This window comes from Pseudorhodoferax soli, assembly GCF_003337555.1.
Taxonomy (GTDB): Bacteria; Pseudomonadota; Gammaproteobacteria; order Burkholderiales; family Burkholderiaceae_C; genus Pseudorhodoferax; species Pseudorhodoferax soli.
The window spans coordinates 248288-267816 of record NZ_QPJK01000005.1; the positions used below are offsets into that span (position 1 = coordinate 248288).

Consider the following 19529-nt stretch of genomic DNA (forward strand, 5'->3'; position numbering starts at 1 on the left):
GCGTTGCACTGGGGGCTGCGGGCGCCGGATTGTGCGATGCTGGCGCCTAGAATTCGCCCCAGGTATTCGACTATTGCGCCGGCCCCACCGCCTGCGCACCATTGGCTCCATGTCCAGCGCGCCCCCCAAGACCCTTCTGATCGTCGATGACAGCCGCGTGTCGCGCATGATGATCCGCACCCTGGTGGCGGCCCGCAAGCCGCACTGGGCCCTGCAGGAATGCGAAAGCGGCGACGAGGCGCTGGTCCGGCTGGCGCAGGCCGTGCCCGACTACGTGAGCATGGACATCAACATGCCCGGCACCATCGGCACCGATGTGGCCGAGCGCATCCTGCAGGCCTACCCGCAGGTGCGCATGGTGGTGTTCTCGGCCAACGTGCAGGCGGCGCACAAGGCGAGGGCCGCGGCCATGGGGGCGTGCTTCGTGCCCAAGCCGGTCAGCGAGCGCAGCGTGCAGCTGGCGCTGAGCTTCTTCGACGACGAGGCCGCGTGATCACGCTGACGGAGCTGCAGACCGACGCGCTGGCCGAAATGTTCAACGTCGGCGCAGGGCATGCCGCGGCCAGCCTGTCGGAGATCGTCGGCGACGAGGTGCTGCTGTCGATCCCGCGCATCGCGTTCTGCGGCCGCGACGAACTCGGCACCAGCCTGGCCTTGCTGCGCAGCGAGCGCCTGGGTGCGGTGCGGCAGGATTTCAGCGGCGCTTTCGCGGTCAACGCCTCGCTGCTGTTCACCGAAGACAAGGCGCTCGAGATCGTGCACGAGATGCTGGGATCGCAGGTCAGCGTGGACGACCTGCCCGAGTTCGAGCAGGAGGCGATGTGCGAACTCGGCAACATCATCCTGAACGCGTGCATGGCCTCGATCTCGGAAATGCTGGACGTGGAGATGACCAGCACGCTGCCGCAGTACATCGTGAACCGCACCGAGACGGTGCTGCACGAGCTCACCTCGGACATGCAGCAGCCGGTGGTGCTGGTGCTGCACATCGACCTCACCATCGAGAAGCGCGAGACGCACGGCGCGCTGGTGTTTCTGCTGAGTTCGGCGTCGTTCCACGATCTGATCGCCGCCGTCGACAGGTTCCTGGCGCGCATTTGAGCGCGCGAGAGGCTTCGTGCCCCCGGTACCGATGACAGCACCGCATCTGAAGGTCGACTGGCCCGTGCTGTCCGACGCATTGGCGCTGGGCCTGGTCCTGCTCGACGCCAAGGGCCGCGTGCTGCACTGGAACAGCTGGATCAGCCGCTACGCCGGCATCGCCCTCGCCGATGCACAGGGCCGCACGCTGGAGCAGCTGTTTCCCCAGGCGCTTTCCGCGCCGTTCCGCAAGGCGCTCGCCAACGCATTGCGGCACCGCCTGCCCATCGTGCTGTCCAACGTGCTGCACCATTCGCCGCTGCCGCTCTACGCGCGGCCCGAGCACCGCGCCGGCAACCAGCGGCTGCCGCAGTCGGTGACGATCACGCCGGTGGTGCAGCCCGGTGCCGGCCACCTGTGCCTGCTGCAGGTGACCGACACCAGCACACTGGCCACGCGCGAGCGCGTGCTGCAGCTGCGCTCGGACCGGCTGTCGCGCGAGGCCGTGGTCGATGGCCTGACCGGCATCTACAACCGCAAGCACCTGGACGACAGGCTGCGCGCCGAACTCGAGCGCGCGCAACGCAACCAGATTCCGGTGGCACTGGTGATGTTCGACGTGGACAGCTTCAAGGCCTACAACGACACCTACGGCCATCCGGCCGGCGACCGCGTGCTGGTGGCCATCGCCCATGCCGCCCGCGAGCAGATCAACCGCGCCACGGATGTGCTGGCCCGCTACGGCGGCGAGGAATTCGCGGCGGTGCTGCCAGCGTCCGACAAGATCGGCGCGCAACTGGTGGCGGAGAAGATCCGCGCGGCGGTCGAGGCACTGGCCATCCCGCACCAGGCCTCCAGTGTGGCGCCCTGCGTGACCGTGAGCCTGGGCGTGGCCTGCCACGATCCGCGCGACGGCGATCCCGGCGCGCACGAGCTGCTGGAACTGGCCGACCGGGCGCTCTATGCGGCCAAGCGCAATGGCCGCAACCAGGTGCGCTGGACTCTCAGCAGCGCCGCGCTGCTGGACATCTTCCCGCCGACGCCGCGCTGATCAGCGCGCCAGCCGCATGTCGCGTGCGAGCGCTTCGGCCAGGGTCTGCGGATCCTCGACGAAGCGCACCAGGTCGGTCACCTCGGCCGCGCGGATGGTGCCCAGGCGCGCCATCTCCTGCACGCGCTGCTCGAAGCCTTTCCAGTAGACCGCACGGGGGCCGACCAGGTAGATCGGCACCGGGTCGAGCTGGCGGCTCTTGATCGACTCCACGGTCTGGAAAATCTCCCATTCGGTGCCGGTGCCCCCGGGGGTGACGACCACGGCCGCGGCGTGCAGCACCATCATGGATTCGCGCATGGCCACGCTCGTGAACACCAAGCCGTCGCTGACGATGGGCTGGCCCTGCCAGGTCTGGAACGCGAGCCGCGCATCGGCTTTGTCGCGCGCCGGGCCGTAGTAGGTGGTGTAGCCGATGCTGGGGCCGCCGGCTTCGGTCGCGCCGCGCGCGGCCGCCTCCATCATGCCGGGGCCAGCACCGGTCAGGATCGGGAACAGAGCGCCGTGCGCACGCGTCCAGTCGGCCGCGAAGCGCCGCACACCCTGGTAGAGCCGGCCGCTCTCGGTGGGCGGCACGCCAGCCTTGTCCTCGCCCAGGCGCGAGCTGCCGTAGACCACGACGAAGCCGCGCGGGTACCTGGCGGCCTTGAAGGCTTCGGCGCAGTGCAGGTCGCGCGCCATGTCGGCAGCCGTGAGCCGGTTCTCCTCGCCCTTGTACGGGCCGGTGTAGGCGGCGTTGGGCGCCACGCTGGTGCATGCCATGGGTGCAGGGGGCGTGGCGCAGCCCTGCAGCAGTGCCAATACGGAGACGACGGACAGGCAGGCGGCGCGCATGGCGATGCCCTGGCTACTTGGTGCCGAAGATGCGGTCGCCCGCATCGCCCAGGCCGGGCAGGATGTAGCCGTGCTCGTTGAGCTGCCGGTCGATCGCCGCCGTGTAGATCGGCACGTCGGGATGCTCCTTCTGCATGGTGGCGATGCCTTCGGGGCAGGTCAGCAGGCAGACGAACTTGATCGACTTGGGGTTGAGCTCCTTGAGCCGCTCGACCGCCGCGCTGGCGGAGTTGCCGGTGGCCAGCATCGGGTCGACGACGATGATGTCGCGCTCGTGCATGTCCTGCGGCATCTTGAAGTAGTACTCCACAGCCACCAGCGTCTTGGGGTCGCGGTACAGGCCCACATGGCCCACGCGCGCGCCCGGCACGATGTTGAGCATGCCCTCCAGGATGCCGTTGCCCGCGCGCAGGATGGAGACGAACACCAGCTTCTTGCCGTCGATGACATTGGAGCGCATGGTCTCCAGCGGCGTCTCGATCTCGATCTCCTGCATGGCCATGTCGCGCGTGACCTCGTAGGCCATCAGGCTGGACAGCTCGTTGAGCAGCCGGCGGAAGGTGTTGGTGCTGGCATCCTTGCGGCGCATCAGCGTCAGCTTGTGCTGCACCAGGGGGTGGTCGATCAGGTGGACGTTGGACATGGCGTCTTCTTGGTTGGCTTGGACAATGGTCTAGAACACGGTGCCATCGCTGGCGATCTGCAGCGGCGGCAGGCCCCCACGCAAGCGCTGGGCCAGCACCCGGCCCATGGCCCAGGTGCCGCCTTCGAGCACGCAGGCCAGGGGCAGCTGCGCGGGCGACACGCCGAGCTGGGCGCGCACGATGGGCGCGAGCTCGTCGAGCAGCGCGACGGTCAGGGCCCGCCATTCCACCACGAGTTCGTCGCCGGGCTGCCAGCTGCGCTGGGCCAGCGCCGGGTCGCGCAGCGCCAGCACGCCGGCATCCAGCAGCAGGCCGCCGTTGCGGTACTCGGGCAGGCCGGTCAGCGCGTCGATGCCGTCCACGTGCACGCCCGCCCACTGGAACGGCTCCAGCAGCGAGTAGGTCAGCCATTGCGAGAGTTTGTGGAACGGCATCCAGCCCGCGGTGAGGCCAGGCCCGGTCACGGCCTCGTGGCGCCAGCAGTCGCCCAGCGGCTGCGTGCCGATGGTGTTCTGCGCGGGCCAGATGCCGGACAGCGACATCAGCAGCTGCGACAGGATGTCGTGCGCGGCGACCGTGGCCGTGGGCGCGATGCCGGTCGGGCCGAGCGGCGCGATCAGCATGTCGAACAGCCCGCCCGGCCGGCCCTGCGGGCCGAACACCTCGGGCTGGGCCGCCAGCGCCTCGCCGAGCTTGCGCAGCAGCAGCACGCGGCCGTCCAGTCCCACCAGCGGATTTCCGCTGCCGACCTGGAAGGCCTGGGCCAGCCGCTCGGGAACAAGGCTGCGCAGGCCGACCGCGTCGACCTGCAGCGGGTGTGCCGGATCGCTGGAGAACAGCCCGCCCAGGAAGGCATGCCAGCTGGCCACGCCCAGGCCTTCGGAGCGCGCGAAGCGTTGGCCGCTGGAAGTCTCCAGATAGCTCCAGTCCGGGCCGGCGCCAGCGTCCAGCAGCACGCTGACGAGCGCCAGGTCGATCATGGCGCGCGCGCGCGCCGGCGGGTCCAGCGGTGCGAGCCGGGCGTCGAGTTCGGCCTTGCGGTCCACGCCGCCAGCCTCGAAATGGCGCCAGCGGCTGTGGAACGGGATCCTGAGGTCAGGGTAGCGCTGGCGCGTGAGCGCGGCCACATCGGCCGCGACGCCCTGCAGGGCGTCGTCGTTCACCACGAACCAGCGCGAGGCGCCGACGCGCGCGCGCTCGAGCAGCTGGCGCGCGCGTGCACGCACGGCCACCGTGGTGCGCAGGGCCGTCGCTGCGCCTTCGGGATGGCCCGTGTCCAGTTCCAGGGAAGTGCCGTCGAATGTCATGCGTCCAATCCCCGGCCCTTGGCCTTCTTGAGTTCCTCGGCGTCGGGCACCACGCCCGGTGTGAAATAGCCGGCTGCCATCTTGGCGTCCATCTCCACGCGCGCATCGGCCGGGATCAGTGCGTCGGGGATGTTCACGCGCACGCCGACCTCGATGCCCGAGCCCGTGATGGCGTCGTACTTCATGTTGCTCATCGAGACCAGGCGGTGGATCTTGCGGATGCCCAGCCAGTGCAGCACGTCGGGCATGAGTTCCTGGAAGCGCATGTCCTGCACGCCGGCCACGCACTCGGTGCGCGCGAAGTACTGGTCGGCCGTGTCGCCACCGACCTGGCGCTTGCGTGCGTTGTAGACGAGGAACTTGGTGACCTCGCCCAGGGCCCGGCCTTCCTTGCGGGAGTACGACACCAGGCCCACGCCGCCGCGCTGCGCGCCCTGGATGCATTCCTCGATGGCGTGCGTGAGGTAGGGCCGGCAGGTGCAGATGTCCGAGCCGAACACGTCCGAGCCGTTGCACTCGTCGTGCACGCGCGCCGTCAGCTCCACGTCGGGATTGGCCAGGTCGCGCGGGTCGCCGAAGATGTAGACGGTCTGCCCGCCGATGGGCGGCAGGAACACCTCCAGGTCCGAGCGCGTCACCAGTTCGGGGTACATGCCGCCGGTCTCCTCGAACAGCACGCGGCGCAGGTCGGTCTCCGAGCACTTGAAGCGCTGCGCCACGCCGGGCAGGTACCAGACGGGCTCGATCGCGGCCTTGGTCACCATGGCCGCGCCGCCCGCGGTCAGGAACTTGCCGTCGGCCTTCAGGCGCCCCGTCTGCAAGGCCTCCAGCACCTCGGGCAGGATCACATGGGCCTTGGTCACGGCGATCGTCGGGCGGATGTCGTAGCCGGCCGCCAGTTCGGTGGAGAACACATCGGCCACCGAGGCGCCCCAGGGGTCCAGGCTCACGATCCGGCCGGGCTCGCTCCACTGCGGGTAGGGGCCGATCAGGTCGGTCGGCATGGTGTTGGTGAGGTCGGCCTTGTGCTGGCGCGAGAGCGCTCCGGCCGCGACGGCCAGCGCACGGTAGACGCTGTAGGAGCCGCTGTGCGTGCCGATCACGTTGCGGTGGGCACGCTTGGAGGTGGTGCCGACCACGGGGCCACGCTCGGCCGCAGTGGTGGCATCCCAACGGATCGGCAGGGCGCCGAAGCCGCCGCTATGCGAGGTCAGCCGGATGTGGCCCGCGGCAGATCTGGGACTGGCCGCAGGGGAGGGGGTGGGAGTGGCAGCGCCGGCTTCTGCAGACATGGTCGTTCCTCGAAAGGGACCGGCTGCGCGGAGAAACACAGCCGGCCTGCTGGCACACCGGATGGTGGTGTTCGCCAAGCATAGCGACTCGCCGCACTGTCATGCACGCGGCGTGCATGCGGCGTGCATGCGGCGCAGTGGCGCGGTGTGCATCCGCGCCACAGGCGCATGGCCGATCAGGCCTTGGGCGCGGCCGTGGCCTTCTTGCCGGCGTGGCTGGCCTTGTGGCTCTTCTTCTTGGCGACGGTCTTCTTGGCCGGCGTGGCCTTGGCGGCCGCGGGCGCTGCATCCGCGGGTGCGGTGGCAGCGGCCGGGGCGGCAGGGGCGGCGGCCGGTGCCTGGGCGAAGCTGGCCGAAGCGGCCAGGGCCAGGGCAGCGGCAGCGATCAGGGTCTTGGTGCGGGTCATGGTGCGGTCCTTCGAGGGGCGAGACTCGTTGCAACTCCGAGTCGGTCGAGTGGGCTGGGCATTTGCCTGGCTTGGAACCACAACGCGGCGGCTTGCGCGCGGAGCGACAGCCCGTGCGTGTGCGCAGATGACAGATGCAACACAGCCTGCCGCGAAAACCTGCTAGGCCTGGCCGGCCGTCACGTGCACGCCCGGCCTGCGGCCGTCGTTCCAGCGCCCGCCGAGCGCGCGCTCGATCTGCGCGGCCAACTGCAGCAGCAGGCCGTCGCCGGCCTGGCGCGTCTGCGCGTGCATGCCCAGCGGCAGGCCGTGCTCGTTCCAGGCCATGGGCAGCGAGATGCCAGGGATGCCGCACAGGTTGGCGATCGGCGTGTAGGCGAAGTTGCGCCACAGGTTCTCGAACCAGTCGTGCACCGAGGGGTTGTCGCTGGTCGTCAGGTATTCGGTCGTGCCCACGCGCGGCGTCGGCAGTGCAGTCACGGGCGAGAGCAGGATGTCCCAATCCTCGAAGAAGGCGCCGAAGCCGCGCGCCGTGTCGTTGAACGCGGCCTGCATCTGGAATCGCTCGGCATAGCTCGCGTCGCGGCCGGCTTCCCAGATCTTGATGTTGATGGGCTCGACCTTGTCGGCGGGCGGGCGATCCAGGCGCAGCGTGCGCAACATCGTCTCGATGGTCTGTGCGAAGTTGCTGATGTAGCAGAAGGTCTGGGCCTGGAAGGCGGCGCGGATGTTCACGGACGGCTTGGCCCACTCGACGTGGTGGCCCAGGCCCTCCAGGAAACGGCCCACGCGCGCCAGTTCGGCCGCGATGTGCGGCGTGGCGGCGAAGTCGCCCCACGCGTGCACGAGCGCGATGCGCAGCCGACCCGGCTCGCGCTGCACCAGTTCGGCATAGGGTTCGGGCGCGGTCCAGTAGGGCATGAACTCGCCCGGCGCACCGCCGCGGCAGTGGTCCACGAAGCTGGCCATGTCGCGCACGCTGCGGCTGATGGCGCCCTGGGTGGACACCAGGCCGGACAGGTCCGACAGACCCGGCGCGATCGAGAACACGCCGCGCGAGCACTTGAGGCCGATGGCGCCGTTGACGCCGGCCGGGATGCGGATCGAGCCGCCGCCATCGGTGGCGTGCGCGATGGGCACCACGCCGGCCGCCACCATGGCCGCCGAGCCGGCCGAGGAGCCGCAGGTCGTGTAGTCCAGGTTCCAGGGATTGCGCGTGACGAACAAGTCGTTCTCGACCGAGCTGCAGACGCCGAATTCGGGCGTGGTGGTGCGCCCGATGATGTTGAGCCCGGCCCGGCGCAGCTTGCCGGCGAGGAAGCTGTCGGCACTGGCGCGGTTGCCCTGCATCAGCTGGGAGCCCATCTCCTGCAGCCGGCCCTTGAGCGTGGGCCCCAGGTCCTTCATGAGGTAGGGCAGCCCGGCGAAGACGCCGTCGGGGTCCATGCCGTCCTTCAAGGGCTCGGCGACGACATCGTCGAAGACCTCGACGACGGCGCTGGTCGGGCCGTTGGTCAGCGCGATGCCGGCCGCCGCCTGGGCCGCGAGTTCGGCGGGCGTCAGTTCGCCGGCGCGCACGCGCGCGGCCAGCGCCGTGCCGTCGTGCGCAGTCCATTCGTCCCAGGACATCGCGAGCGTCATGCCAGCGTCTCCTTCGGTGCAATCAACAGGCTATCCATGGTGTACGTCCGTGAAGGTAAGGGGTGGGCTGAAACGGGTGAACGAGAAAGGCGGCTGCTGCACGGCGCGCCGGTGCCAGAGTGGGCGCCGGGTGCAACGCACGGCGGGGCCGCGCGCTGTTGCAGCCGCGGGCAGGCCGCTGCACCTGGGCCGGGAATCCAAGGCTTCAGCGCTTGCGGCCGCCGAAGATGCCGCCCAGCACGCCGCGCAGGATCTCGTTGCCGATCTTGGTGCCCATGGTGCGCATGGTGGACTTGGCCATGGTCTGCACCAGGCCGTCGCGCTTGCCGCCGCGCGGGCCCGTGGAACCGAACAGCATGTCGTTCAGCCCGTCCATGAGGCCGCTGTCGGCGCCGCTGCCCTGGCGCGCGCCGGCCGTGGCCTTGGCGTCCGCCGCCCCGGCGGCGGCATCCTCGGCGCGGCCCTTGAGCTTCTCGTAGGCCGACTCTCGGTCGACCACTTTTTCGTACACGCCCGCCACCAGCGAGCTGGCCAGCAAGGCCTGGCGCTGGGGCGGCGTGATCGGCCCGATCTGGCTGCCCGGCGGCAGCATGTACACGCGCTCGGTGATGCCGGGCCGGCCCTTGGCATCCAGCAGGCTGACCAGGGCCTCGCCCACGGCCAGCTCGGTGATGGCGGCCTCGATGTCCAGGCCGGGTTTCTGGCGCATGGTGGAGGCCGTCGCCTTGACGGCCTTCTGGTCGCGCGGCGTGAACGCGCGCAGTGCGTGCTGCACGCGGTTGCCCAGCTGTGCGAGCACGGTGTCGGGAATGTCCAGCGGGTTCTGCGTCACGAAGTACACGCCCACGCCCTTGGAACGCACCAGCCGCACCACCAGTTCGATGCGCTCGACCAGCACCTTGGGCGCCTCGTTGAAGAGCAGGTGCGCCTCGTCGAAGAAGAACACCAGCTTGGGCTTGTCCGGATCGCCGATTTCCGGGAGCTGCTCGAACAGCTCGGACAGCAGCCACAGCAGGAACGTGGCGTACAGCCGCGGCGAATTCATCAGCTTGTCGGCCGCCAGCACGTTGACCATGCCGTGGCCGGCCTGGTCGGTCTGCATGAAGTCGGCGATGTCCAGCATCGGCTCACCGAAGAACTTGTCGCCGCCCTGGCCCTCGATCTGCAGCAGGCCGCGCTGGATCGCGCCCACACTGGCAGCGCTGATGTTGCCGTACTCGGTGGTGAAGCTCTTGGCGTTCTCGCCCACGTGCTGCAGCATGGCACGCAGGTCTTTCAGGTCCAGCAGCAGCATGCCGCTGTCGTCGGCGATCTTGAACACCAGGTTGAGCACGCCGGCCTGGGTGTCGTTCAGGTTCAGCATGCGCGCCAGCAGCAGCGGGCCCATGTCGGAGACGGTGGCGCGCACCGGGTGGCCCTGTTCGCCGAACACGTCCCACAGCTGCACCGGGCAGGCCAGCGGCGCCGGGGCCGCGATACCGCGCTCGGCCAGGATAGCCGCCATCTTGGCGTTGGGGGTGCCGGGCTGGCTGATGCCGGTCAGGTCGCCCTTGACGTCGGCCATGAACACCGGCACGCCGATCTTCGAGAAATTCTCGGCCAGCGTCTGCAGCGAAACCGTCTTGCCGGTGCCCGTGGCACCGGTGATCAGTCCATGCCGGTTGGCCAGGCCCGGCAGCAGTTCGCACTGGGTGTTGCTGTTCTTGGCGATCACGAGCGGCTCGGCCATGGCGTCCATCCTTCAATCGAAAAGTAAAATCCGCGCCCGAGATTAAATCAGACCGATAGAAGGATTCTTCGTGGCCGGACACAGCAAATGGGCGAACATCCAGCACCGCAAGGGCAGGCAGGACGAAAAGCGGGGCAAGATCTGGACGCGCATCATCCGTGAGATCACGGTCGCGGCCCGCCAGGGTGGGGGCGACCTGTCGGCCAATCCGCGCCTGCGGCTGGCGGTGGACAAGGCCAAGGCCGCCAACATGCCGGCCGACCGCGTCAAGTACAACATCGACAAGGCCACTGGCAATGCCGAAGGCGTGCACTACGAGGAAATCCGCTACGAGGGCTACGGCATCGCCGGCGCGGCCATCATCGTCGACACCATGACCGACAACCACGTGCGCACCGTGGCCGAGGTGCGCCACGCCTTCAGCAAGTACGGCGGCAACATGGGCACCAACGGCTCGGTCGCCTTCCAGTTCCGGCATTGCGGGCAGATCGTGCTGGCACCGGGCGCCGACGAGGACAAGGTCATGGAGGTGGCGCTGGAGGCCGGCGCCGACGATGTGATCACCGACGACGACGGCGCCATCGAGGTGCTGACGCCTTATCCTGAATTCGAGACGGTCAAGAACGCACTGGAGGCCGCCGGCTTCCAGCTGGAGCTGGCCGAAGTGACCATGCGGGCCGAGAACACCATCGAACTCACCGGCGAAGACGCCGAACGCATGCAAAAGCTGCTGGACGTCCTGGAAGACCTGGACGATGTGCAGAACGTGTACCACAACGGGGCGCTATGAAAGTATTGGTTATTGGTGGCGGCGGACGCGAGCACGCGCTGGCCTGGAAGCTGGCGCAATCGTCCCGCGTCACGCGCGTCTACGTGGCACCCGGCAATGGCGGCACGGCGCTGGACGAACGCCTGGTCAACCTGCCCATCACCGACGTGGTGGCGCTGCGCGAATGGGCGCAGAAGGAGCACATCGCCCTCGCCGTGGTCGGCCCCGAGGGCCCGCTGGCCGCCGGCGTGGTGGACGAATTCCGCGCCCACGGCCTGCGCGTGTTCGGCCCGACCAAGGCCGCCGCCCAGCTGGAAAGCTCCAAGGCCTTCTCCAAGGCCTTCATGCAGCGCCACGGCATCCCGACGGCCGAGTACCAGACCTTCAGCGACCCGGCGCAGGCCCATGCCTATGTCGACGCCAAGGGCGCGCCCATTGTGGTCAAGGCCGACGGCCTGGCGGCCGGCAAGGGCGTGGTCGTGGCCACCACGCTGGCCGAGGCCCATGAGGCCATCGACTTCATGCTGGTGGACAACACGCTGGGCGTCACGCACAACGAGGGCGGCGCACGCGTGGTGATCGAGGAATTCCTGCAAGGCGAGGAAGCCAGCTTCATCGTGCTGTGCGACGGCAAGAACGTGACCGCCATGGCCACCAGCCAGGACCACAAGCGCCTGCAGGACGGCGACCAGGGCCCGAACACCGGTGGCATGGGCGCCTATTCGCCGGCCCCCGTGGTCACGGCCGACGTGCACGCGCGCGCCATGCGCGAGATCATCCTGCCGACCATCCGCGGCATGGAGAAGGACGGCATCGCCTACACCGGCTTCCTGTACGCCGGCCTCATGATCGACGCGCAGGGCCGCCCCAAGACGCTGGAGTTCAACTGCCGCCTGGGCGACCCGGAGACCCAGCCGCTGCTGATGCGCCTGAAGTCCGACCTGTTCGAGGTGCTCTGGGCCGCCACCGAGCCGGGCCCGCACGGCAAGCTCGACCAGGTCGAGCTCGAGTGGGACCGCCGCATCGCCCTGGGCGTGGTGCTGGCCGCCCACGGTTATCCGCTGACGCCGCGCAAGGGCGATGCGATCACGGGCCTGCCGGCCGCCGAGATGGATGCCGTCGTCTTCCACGCCGGCACCCAGCGCGATGACGACGGCACCGTGCGCGTCACCGGTGGCCGCGTGCTCTGCGTGACCGTGCTGGCCGACAAGGTCAAGCTGGCCCAGCAACGGGCCTACGAGGTCGTGCGCGGCATCCAGTTCGACGGCATGCAATACCGCCGCGACATCGGCCACCGCGCCGCCAAATGACGGCGTCTGCCGCTGCGCCATTCGCGGCCTGGCTGCGTGGCCTGCAGGAAGAGATCTGCAGCGCCGTCGCCGCGGTGGACGGCGGCAGCTTCGTGACCGACCCCTGGACCAAGGGCGAAGGCGAGGTGCTGCAAGGCGAGGGCGTCACGCGCATCCTGGAGAACGGCGCGGTGTTCGAACGCGCCGGCTGCGGCTTCTCGCATGTGCGCGGGCCGAAGCTCCCGCCGTCGGCCACGCAGCACCGCCCCCAATTGGCAGGGGCGCCGTTCGAGGCCATGGGCGTCTCGCTGGTGTTCCACCCGCGCAACCCGTACGCGCCCACCGTGCACATGAACGTGCGCATGATCGCGGCCGGCCACCCGGGCGAGGTGCCGGTCTGCTGGTTCGGCGGCGGCATGGATCTCACGCCCGTCTACGGCTTCGAGGACGATGCGCGGCACTTCCACCAGGCCTGCCGCGACGCGCTCGCGCCCTACGGCGACGACAAGTACCCGCGCTTCAAGCAATGGTGCGACGAATACTTCTTCCTCAAGCACCGGCAGGAGGCGCGCGGCATCGGCGGGGTGTTCTTCGACGATTTCTCCGAGCTGGGCATGGAGCGCAGCGCGGCCATGACCCAGGCCCTGGGCGCGGCCTTCCTGGGCGCCTACATGCCGATCCTGGCGCGACGCCAGGACCTGCCTTACGGCGAGCGTGAGCGTGCCTTCCAGCTGTACCGGCGCGGCCGCTACGTCGAGTTCAACCTGGTCTGGGACCGCGGCACGCATTTCGGCCTGCAGTCGGGTGGACGCACCGAGTCCATCCTGCTGTCCATGCCGCCGCAGGCCGCCTGGTCCTACCGCCACACGCCGGAGCCCGGCTCGGCCGAGGCGCAGCTGACCGAGCATTTCCTGGTGCCGCGCGCATGGATCTGACGGACGCCACGATGCTGCGTGTCGGCGTCTATGGGGGCGCGTTCGACCCGCCGCACAACACCCATGTCGACCTGGTGCGCGCCGCCATGGCCCAGTGGAATCTCGACCGCCTCCATGTGCTGCCCACCGGCCAGCCCTGGCACCGGCCCAAGCAACCCACCAATGCGGTGCACCGGCTGGTGATGGCGGAACTGGCCTTCGAAAGCATCCCGGGCGTGGTCGTGGACGCGCGCGAAATCGAGCGCACCGGCCCCAGCTATACCGTGGACAGCCTGCGGGAACTGCAAATCGGCTATCCTCGCGCCCGGCTGCACCTGCTGATCGGCTCCGATCAAGCGCGTGCATTGACCAGTTGGCACGCGTGGCAGGAGATCGTGGCGCTGGCAAATCTGTGCGTCGCCGCCCGTGTGGACGACGCCTCGCCGCAAGGCCGGCTGCCCGACCTGGCATTGCCGGGCGCGACAATCGACTTCCTCCACACCGTTCCGGTGGCGACCAGCGCCACTGAAATACGCCAGCGCGTCGCGGCGGGCCAGGGCATTGTCCATCTGGTTCCGCCAGCCGTTGCAGGCTATATTGACCAACACCACCTCTACCGAACCGCTCGATGACCACTGGCACCTCCACGGAATCCGCCGCCAAGAAAGACACCCAGAAGCTGCAGAGGTCCATCATCGATGGCCTCGAGGACGTCAAGGCGCAGGACATCCAGGTCTTCAACACCGAGCACCTGTCCCCGCTGTTCGAGCGCGTGATCGTCGCCTCGGGCACCTCGAATCGCCAGACCCGCGCACTGGCCGCCAGCGTGCGCGATGCCGTGCGCGAGGCCGGTTTCTCCAAACCGCGCATCGAGGGCGAGGACAACGGTGAGTGGATCATCGTGGACTGCGGCCCGGCCGTGGTGCACATCATGCAGCCCAGCATCCGCCAGTACTACCACCTGGAAGAGCTGTGGGGCGACAAGCCCGTGCGCCTGAAGCTCGGTGCGCCCAAGCCAGCCGCGCCGGTCAAGGCGGTCGAGAAGGCGCCGGCCAAGAAGGTCGCTGCAAAGACGGCCGCGGGCAAGACGCCCGCAGGCAGGAAGGCCGCGGCCAAGAAGGCCCGCAAGCCCGAGCCCGAGTACGCCCCCGAGCGCCCCGTGATCGAGGTGCCGGCCCGCAAGAAGGCGCCGGCGAAGAAGGCCGCACCTGCCGCCAAGACCGCTGCGCCCGCCGCGCCAGCCAGGAAGGCGCCCCTGAAGGCCACCTCCAAGCCCAAGACCCTGGTCGTGGGCAAGCCGGCACCGGCCAAGAAGGCTGCGGCGGCGAAGAAGGCGGCGCCCGCCAAGAAGGCGCCCCAGCGCCGCGCCTGATCCGCGCGTGAAGCTCGTCATCGTGGCCGTGGGCCTGCGCGTGCCCGACTGGGCACAGACGGCCTACGACGACTACGCCAAGCGCTTCCCCGCCGAATTGCGCGTCGAACTGCGCGCCGTCAAGACCGAGCCCCGCGGTTCGCGCACGGTGGCGCAGATGCAGGCTGCCGAGCGCGAGCGCATCGAGGCGGCCATCGCCTCGGCCGTGGGGCGCAATGCGCACGTGGTCGCGCTCGACGAGCGCGGCACCACGCTGACCACGCAGGCCCTGGCCACCCGGCTGTCGACCTGGCAGCTCGAAGGCGATGGCGTGGCCCTCGTCATCGGCGGGCCCGACGGCCTGGATCCTGCCTTTCGCCAGGGCGCGCACGAGCGCATCCGCCTGTCGGACATGACGCTGCCGCACGCCATGGCGCGCGTGTTGTTGATCGAGCAGCTCTACCGCGCCTGGTCCATCAACGCCAACCATCCCTACCACCGCGAGTAGGTTTCTCCCGGCATGCCCGATTGCGTCTACCTTGCCTCGCAGAGCCCGCGCCGGCGCCAGCTGCTCGACCAGATCGGCGTGCGCCATGAACTGCTGCTGGCCGAGCCCGGCGAAGACGCCGAGGCGCTCGAAGCCGTGCGCGGCCGCGAGGCACCTGCGCGCTACGTACAGCGCGTGACGGCCCTGAAGCTCGACGCCGCCGTGGCGCGCCAGCGCGCGCGCGGCCTCCCGCCGGCCCCCGTGCTGTGTGCCGACACCACCGTGGCGCTGGGTGCCACCATCCTCGGCAAGCCCGAAGACGCGGAGGATGCAGGGCGCATGCTGGCCGCGCTCTCGGGCCACACGCACCGCGTGCTGACGGCCGTGGCGGTGCAGCACGGCGACCAGCGGCTGCGGGCCCTGAGCGTGTCCGAGGTCTGCTTCGACGCGCTCACGCCCGCGCAGATCGCGGCTTACGTGGCCAGCGGCGAGCCGCTCGGCAAGGCCGGCGCCTACGCCGTGCAGGGCAGGGCTCAGGCCTTCATCCGCACGATGCGCGGCAGCTACACGGGCATCATGGGCCTGCCGCTGTTCGAGACCGCCCAGCTGCTGCGCCAGGCCGGGCTGCCCTGCTGAGATTTCCGCGCGCCGGACTTGTCCCGGCTGCCTGTGGATATCGTTGGGGACAGGCTTGGGAGGGGGTGGCGCCATGCCAGCATCCATGCGGTCTGCCACAGGATTGCCTGCTATTTGGGCAGCCCGGCCGCTGTGGAAGATCGGCCCTTCATGCGCAGCACCTTGCCCCTGGCTGCCGCACACGCGGGGCTTGTGCGTCTTGGGGCGGCCGTGGGCGCGACTACACTCTCGCCACACCAGACCGACCCAGAACAAGGAGCCGCCGTGACCACCGCCAAGCCTGCCCGCAAGTCCACCACCGCCAAGGCCAAAGCTGCCGCACCTGCGCGCAAGGCGGCGGCCAAATCCGCACAGGTCGAAGCACTGTTGCCCAACATGACGCGCGATGCGCTGGGCGAAGTCACCGAGACGCTGGAATTCATGTGGTCGGCCACCCAGGCCGTGTTCGGCGACAAGGCCCGGCCCGAGCATGCGATCTCGCTGCTGCCCTACGCGCTGGACGCGCTGGAAGTGCGCCGCCTGCTGGCCGAGGATGTGGCCAAGCAGGCCAGGTCCTCCAAGTCCTGATCCGCCCGTTGTCGATTCCGGCCCGCGCCATGCGTCGTGGGCGCAGAGGGTCGTCCTCGGCTTGATCAGGAGAACCACATGTCCGCTTCCACCCACACCGTTCGCCTGCACCGCGTGCTGCGCGCGCCGCCCGAACGGGTGTACCGCGCCTTCGTCGACCCCGAGGCCATGGTCAAGTGGCTGCCGCCGCACGGCTTCACGGCCAAGGTGCACGCCATGGACGCGCGCGTGGGTGGCAGCCACCGCCTGTCGTTCACCAACTTCACGACCGGCCAGAGCCACAGCTTCGGTGGCACCTACCTGGAACTGGTGCCCGGCGAGCTGCTGCGCTACACCGACCGCTTCGACGACCCCAACCTGCCCGGCGAGATGCAGATCACGGTGCGGCTGACCAAGACGGTGGTCGGCACCGAGATGCATGTGCAGCAGGAGGGCATTCCGGCCGTGATCCCGGCTGCCGCCTGCATGCTGGGCTGGCAGGAGTCGCTCACCCTGCTGGCGCAGCTGGTCGAGCCCGAGATCCCCGACGGCGCATGACGCAGGCGTGGCCGCGCCGTGGCCGGCGCTGACCCGGTGCAGGCGGCCCGCGTGCACGGCGGGCCGGATGCCAAGGGCCCGGCGGCACACGATTTCTCGACCAACGCCAACGCCTGCGGGCCATGCCCTGCGGCGCTGCAGGCGCTGCAGTTCGCCGATCCGACGCGCTACCCCGACCCTGGCTACGGCGTGTTGCGCGAGCAGCTCGCTGCCTTCCACGGCGTCGTGCCGGCGCGCGTGCTGGTGGCGGCCAGCGCCAGCGAATTCATCATGCGCATCACCGCCGCCGTGGCCCGGCCGGGCGCCTTCGTCCAGGTACCTGCCCATGCCTATGGCGACTACGCCTGGGCTGCACAGGCGCAGGGAATGGCCGTGCGCAGCGCGGACGGGCCGGCGCAGCTGCTCTGGGCCTGCGAGCCGTCCTCGCCGCTGGGCCAGGCCCATGCCGGCCTGGCCGCGCAGCTCAAGGCCCTGGCGCCGCAGGTGCCGCTGGTGCTGGATTGCGCCTATGCGCCGTTGCGCCTGGCCGGCCAGGCCTCGCTCGACGGTGCGCAGCGCCAGCAGGTCTGGCAGCTGTGGTCGCCGAACAAGGCGCTGGGACTGACCGGCGTGCGCGCGGCCTACGCGGTCGCGCCGCTGCAGGCCGACCCGCAGCTGCTGGCGCGGCTCGCGCAGCTGGCGCCATCCTGGCCGGTCGGCTCGCACGGCGTGGCCATGCTGCAGGCCTGGACCGATCGCGCGGCACAGGACTGGCTGGCCGCCAGCCTGGCCCGGTTGCGCGTGTGGAAGGCACGGCAGGCGCTGCTGTGCTCCGACCTGGGCTGGCAGGTGCTGGACAGCGACGCGAACTTCTTCTGCGCGCGTCCGCCCGAGCCGGCGCGCCTGGCCGAGGACCTGGCGCGGCTGCGCGCGCAGGGCGTGCAGCTGCGTGACTGCGCCTCCTTCGGCCTGCCGGGCCATGTGCGGCTGGGCGCGCTGGCGCCGGCGCACCAGGATGCCTTGGCGCAGGCCTGGGCGCGCCGCTGAGCGCGTACGATCCAGACCCGGACAACACGAACAACGAGGAGCCGCTGTGCGCACCGTCGCCGCCGACGGGCGGCTGCGCGCGCGCTCTACAGCAAGGAACGCATGCAGCAGGACATCCTGATCAACTGGTCGCCGCAGGAGACCCGCGTGGCCATCGTCGAACACGGGGCCGTGCAGGAACTGCACCTGGAGCGCACGCTGGAGCGCGGACTGGTCGGCAACGTCTACATGGGCAAGGTGGTGCGCGTGCTGCCCGGCATGCAGTCCACCTTCATCGACATCGGCCTGGAGCGCGCCGCCTTCCTGCACGTGGCCGACCTGCTGCCCAGCGCGGCCGCCGTGCGCGGCGAAGGCGAGCCGAGCCAGCCCAGGCCCGGCGGCAACGGCCAGGTGCCGATCGAACGCCAGGTGTTCGAGGGTCAGGCCATCATGGTGCAGGTCATCAAGGACCCGATCGGCACCAAGGGCGCGCGGCTGTCCACGCAGATCAGCATCGCCGGCCGGCTGCTGGTCTTCCTGCCGCAGGACGAGCATGTGGGCGTGTCGCAGAAGATTCCCGCCGCCCAGCGCGAGGACCTGCGCCGGCGCCTGCAGGCCCTGGTGGGCGATGCGGCCAGCGGCGGTGGTGGCGGCTTCATCCTGCGCACCAATGCCGAGGACTCCAGCGACGCCGAACTCGCCGAAGACATCGCCTACCTGCGCAAGGCCTGGGGCCGCACCAAGGCCGCAGCGCAGAAGCTGCCGGCGGCCTCGCTGCTGCACCAGGACCTGGACCTCCTGCAGCGCGTGCTGCGCGACCTGGTGACCGAGGAGACGCAGAGCATCCGGCTCGATTCACGCGAGCAGTTCGACAAGCTGCAGGCCTTCGGCGGCGAGTTCATGCCGGCGGCCACGCAGAAGCTGCAGCACTACAAGGGCGAGCGGCCGATCTTCGACCTGTTCTCGATCGACGACGAGGTCGCCAAGGCCCTGGGCCGGCGCGTGGACCTCAAGTCCGGCGGCTACCTGATCGTCGACCAGACGGAAGCCTTGACCACGGTGGACGTGAACACCGGCGGCTATGTCGGTGCGCGCAACTTCGACGACACCATCTTCAAGACCAACCTGGAGGCGGCCGGCGCCATCGCGCGCCAGCTGCGGCTGCGCAATCTGGGCGGCATCATCATCGTGGACTTCATCGACATGGTGCGCGACGAACACCGCAGCGCCGTGCTGGCCGAGCTGCGCAAGCAGCTGGGCCGCGACCGCGTGAAGACCACGGCCAGCGGTTTCTCGCCGCTGGGCCTGGTGGAGATGACGCGCAAGCGCACGCGCGAATCGCTGGCCCACATGCTGTGCGAACCCTGCGCGATCTGCCGCGGCACCGGTGCCGTGAAGACCGCGCGCAGCGTGACCTACGACATCCTGCGCGAGATCCTGCGCGAGGCGCGCCAGTTCAACCCGCGCGAGTTCCGCGTCGTGGCCTCGCCCAAGGTGGTCGAGCTGTTCCTGGACGAGGAAAGCCAGCACCTGGCCGGCCTGTCGGACTTCATCGGCAAACCGATCTCGCTGCAGGCCGAAAGCGCGATGGCGCCGGAGCAGTACGACATCATCCTGCTCTGAGCTTGCACAGCGCCTACTGAACGCGGGGCGAACCCTCGCCGCCGCTGCCCGACGGCTCCACCTTGCCCGGCACGCGGCTCGTCCAGTCGTGTTGCGCTGCCCGCTCCCGCATGTCGGCGAGCATCAGGTGCAGCAATTCGGATGCACGCAAGCGCAACGCCGCGACAAGCTCTCGCTCCGATGGGGATGGTGTCTCGTGCCTGGCGATTCGGAGGGCTTGCGCCTCGAACGCCTTGCGGAAAAGCCGTTCGGCTTCCCTCCATTCCTGGAAGGCCCTGGATGCTGGCATGCGCACTTTCGAGAGTGCATTCAGACCGCAAGGACAACCAGGGCACGAAGGAGGCTGCCGGGGCATTGTGGCCGATT

22 protein-coding genes are annotated in these 19529 nt (G+C 69.6%); 14 read left to right on the top strand and 8 right to left on the bottom strand.

The window, feature by feature from the left end:
• Window positions 1-109: 109 nt before the first annotated feature.
• From DES41_RS19050 to DES41_RS19060, 3 genes are read left to right on the top strand one after another with little or no spacing between them, the layout of a single operon-like run.
• Window positions 110-493: a response regulator transcription factor gene (locus tag DES41_RS19050; RefSeq protein WP_114469530.1), complete on the top strand. Its 384-nt coding sequence runs from the start codon at window positions 110-112 to the stop codon at window positions 491-493.
• Window positions 490-1101, top strand: coding sequence for a chemotaxis protein CheC (locus DES41_RS19055; RefSeq protein ID WP_114469237.1), 612 nt, complete (start codon window positions 490-492; stop codon window positions 1099-1101). The genes DES41_RS19050 and DES41_RS19055 overlap by 4 nt, the downstream gene beginning before the upstream one ends.
• Window positions 1102-1132: 31 nt before the next feature.
• Window positions 1133-2131, top strand: coding sequence for a GGDEF domain-containing protein (locus DES41_RS19060; protein ID WP_114469238.1), 999 nt, complete (start codon window positions 1133-1135; stop codon window positions 2129-2131).
• Here DES41_RS19060 and DES41_RS19065 read toward each other — a convergent pair whose 3' ends face one another.
• The 7 genes from DES41_RS19065 to DES41_RS19095 form a co-directional block, all read right to left on the bottom strand.
• A complete protein-coding gene (locus DES41_RS19065; protein ID WP_170168223.1) occupies window positions 2132-2965 on the bottom strand; it encodes an LOG family protein in 834 nt (277 codons plus the stop codon).
• A gap of 13 nt (window positions 2966-2978) precedes the next feature.
• Window positions 2979-3608: a uracil phosphoribosyltransferase gene (upp, locus tag DES41_RS19070; RefSeq protein ID WP_114469240.1), complete on the bottom strand. Its 630-nt coding sequence runs from the start codon at window positions 3606-3608 to the stop codon at window positions 2979-2981.
• Between the two features lie 30 nt (window positions 3609-3638).
• On the bottom strand, window positions 3639-4916 hold the full coding sequence (locus DES41_RS19075; protein ID WP_114469241.1) for a URC4/urg3 family protein: 1278 nt from the start codon (window positions 4914-4916) through the stop codon (window positions 3639-3641).
• On the bottom strand, window positions 4913-6208 hold the full coding sequence (locus DES41_RS19080; protein ID WP_114469242.1) for a GTP cyclohydrolase II: 1296 nt from the start codon (window positions 6206-6208) through the stop codon (window positions 4913-4915). Before DES41_RS19080 ends, DES41_RS19075 begins: the two co-directional genes overlap by 4 nt.
• A gap of 176 nt (window positions 6209-6384) precedes the next feature.
• Window positions 6385-6615 carry a hypothetical protein gene (locus DES41_RS19085; protein ID WP_114469243.1) on the bottom strand — a complete coding sequence of 77 codons (231 nt, stop codon included), beginning with the start codon at window positions 6613-6615 and terminating at the stop codon, window positions 6385-6387.
• A 162-nt stretch (window positions 6616-6777) separates the two neighbouring features.
• Complete coding sequence (locus DES41_RS19090) at window positions 6778-8256, bottom strand: amidase (protein ID WP_114469244.1); 1479 nt, start codon at window positions 8254-8256, stop codon at window positions 6778-6780.
• 205 nt (window positions 8257-8461) lie between these two features.
• A complete protein-coding gene (locus DES41_RS19095) occupies window positions 8462-9985 on the bottom strand; it encodes a helicase HerA-like C-terminal domain-containing protein (protein ID WP_114469531.1) in 1524 nt (507 codons plus the stop codon).
• Window positions 9986-10055: 70 nt separating this feature from the next.
• On the opposite strand from DES41_RS19095, the gene DES41_RS19100 reads away from it, so the two are divergent.
• From DES41_RS19100 to rng, 11 genes are all read left to right on the top strand, one after another.
• Window positions 10056-10775 (top strand): YebC/PmpR family DNA-binding transcriptional regulator, encoded by a 720-nt coding sequence (locus DES41_RS19100; protein ID WP_114469245.1) that lies wholly within the window; start codon window positions 10056-10058, stop codon window positions 10773-10775.
• A complete protein-coding gene (gene purD / locus DES41_RS19105; protein WP_114469246.1) occupies window positions 10772-12064 on the top strand; it encodes a phosphoribosylamine--glycine ligase in 1293 nt (430 codons plus the stop codon). Before DES41_RS19100 ends, purD begins: the two co-directional genes overlap by 4 nt.
• Complete coding sequence (hemF, locus tag DES41_RS19110) at window positions 12061-12978, top strand: oxygen-dependent coproporphyrinogen oxidase (protein ID WP_114469247.1); 918 nt, start codon at window positions 12061-12063, stop codon at window positions 12976-12978. The genes purD and hemF overlap by 4 nt, the downstream gene beginning before the upstream one ends.
• The gene (gene nadD / locus DES41_RS19115) at window positions 12969-13589 is read left to right on the top strand and encodes a nicotinate (nicotinamide) nucleotide adenylyltransferase (protein WP_114469248.1); all 621 of its coding nucleotides are present in this window, start codon (window positions 12969-12971) and stop codon (window positions 13587-13589) included. Before hemF ends, nadD begins: the two co-directional genes overlap by 10 nt.
• On the top strand, window positions 13586-14329 hold the full coding sequence (gene rsfS / locus DES41_RS19120; protein WP_114469249.1) for a ribosome silencing factor: 744 nt from the start codon (window positions 13586-13588) through the stop codon (window positions 14327-14329). The genes nadD and rsfS overlap by 4 nt, the downstream gene beginning before the upstream one ends.
• A 7-nt stretch (window positions 14330-14336) precedes the next feature.
• Complete coding sequence (gene rlmH / locus DES41_RS19125) at window positions 14337-14816, top strand: 23S rRNA (pseudouridine(1915)-N(3))-methyltransferase RlmH (RefSeq protein WP_114469250.1); 480 nt, start codon at window positions 14337-14339, stop codon at window positions 14814-14816.
• 12 nt (window positions 14817-14828) lie between these two features.
• Window positions 14829-15431 (top strand): Maf family protein, encoded by a 603-nt coding sequence (locus DES41_RS19130; protein WP_114469251.1) that lies wholly within the window; start codon window positions 14829-14831, stop codon window positions 15429-15431.
• A 264-nt stretch (window positions 15432-15695) separates the two neighbouring features.
• The gene (locus DES41_RS19135; RefSeq protein WP_114469252.1) at window positions 15696-15998 is read left to right on the top strand and encodes a hypothetical protein; all 303 of its coding nucleotides are present in this window, start codon (window positions 15696-15698) and stop codon (window positions 15996-15998) included.
• A gap of 78 nt (window positions 15999-16076) precedes the next feature.
• Window positions 16077-16535 (top strand): SRPBCC family protein, encoded by a 459-nt coding sequence (locus DES41_RS19140; RefSeq protein ID WP_114469253.1) that lies wholly within the window; start codon window positions 16077-16079, stop codon window positions 16533-16535.
• 18 nt (window positions 16536-16553) lie between these two features.
• Window positions 16554-17561 carry an aminotransferase class I/II-fold pyridoxal phosphate-dependent enzyme gene (locus DES41_RS19145; protein WP_114469254.1) on the top strand — a complete coding sequence of 336 codons (1008 nt, stop codon included), beginning with the start codon at window positions 16554-16556 and terminating at the stop codon, window positions 17559-17561.
• Between the two features lie 102 nt (window positions 17562-17663).
• Window positions 17664-19163 (top strand): ribonuclease G, encoded by a 1500-nt coding sequence (gene rng, locus DES41_RS19150; protein WP_114469255.1) that lies wholly within the window; start codon window positions 17664-17666, stop codon window positions 19161-19163.
• 13 nt (window positions 19164-19176) lie between these two features.
• On the opposite strand, the gene DES41_RS19155 is transcribed toward rng, so the two are convergent.
• Entirely contained in the window at window positions 19177-19452 is a 276-nt protein-coding gene (locus tag DES41_RS19155) for a hypothetical protein (protein WP_114469256.1), read from the bottom strand.
• Between the last annotated feature and the right edge of the window lie 77 nt (window positions 19453-19529).